General features: G+C 46.1%; 1 pseudogene. It reads left to right on the forward strand.

Going from position 1 to position 788, the window contains the following annotated elements:
- Positions 1–465: 465 nt before the first annotated feature.
- Positions 466–663 (forward strand): annotated as a pseudogene (locus GWQ22_RS21665) (helix-turn-helix domain-containing protein); the annotation flags it as partial.
- Between the last annotated feature and the right edge of the window lie 125 nt (positions 664–788).

Raw genomic sequence — 788 nt, forward strand, 5'->3', positions numbered from 1 at the left:
GGCCGCACGATGAAGAGCAAAAGTTAGCATGATCGTTACCATGTTCGGGAGTCACATAGGAGATCAGATCCTGGAAATCGGGAAAAGTGCCAATCAGTTCACAATATTTGTGTATAAGAGTCAGGAATAATTGCAGGTGAGGTCAAAAATATTATGGAGAGCTCGAACAAGTCCCTGATGTGAAATTATGAGCCCCACTTGGCAATCGGGCCACTCATACGTAAATGGAACGGCGCCAAAAGGTTCCATTATGTCTACTAAACAAATTGGAGTCATTACCACTATATCTATGGAATCATTATTTTTTTAAGATATTGGCAATTTTATAATGGGTGTCACAATTTAAAATAAAAACACTAAATAGCTGTTCCGAATAGTAGATCACCGGAGGAAGGGAACTCAGTCCAGTTTGTGCGATCTCATTAGTCGCCAAACAAAAAAAGCCACGCCCAAAGGACTGAGTTGATGCCTATCCTACCACCCCTGCCACGATCACAACGGCGCCGCATTCACAAAATCATCCATGCCACGCGTGATAAAGGGCATGCTCGTCGCTTGATGGCAATCTTGCTGTTACATGAAGGACACACGATCACTGATATTCATCACCTTACCGGCGCTGCTCGCTCGACCATCGGCCGTTGGCTTCGGTGGTATCGAGATGGAGCTATTGTCAAATCTGGTGTATGGCGTCGGTCAGGCGGCACTCCTGTCTGACTCCTCCAGCACCTTTACTCCGTCCTTGAATTTCACGTTGTTCGCTACCAACGTCAGCAGCGCAAATCCCT

This window comes from Aeromonas sp. 1HA1 (genome assembly GCF_029237385.1).
Classification (GTDB): domain Bacteria; phylum Pseudomonadota; class Gammaproteobacteria; order Enterobacterales; family Aeromonadaceae; genus Aeromonas; species Aeromonas popoffii.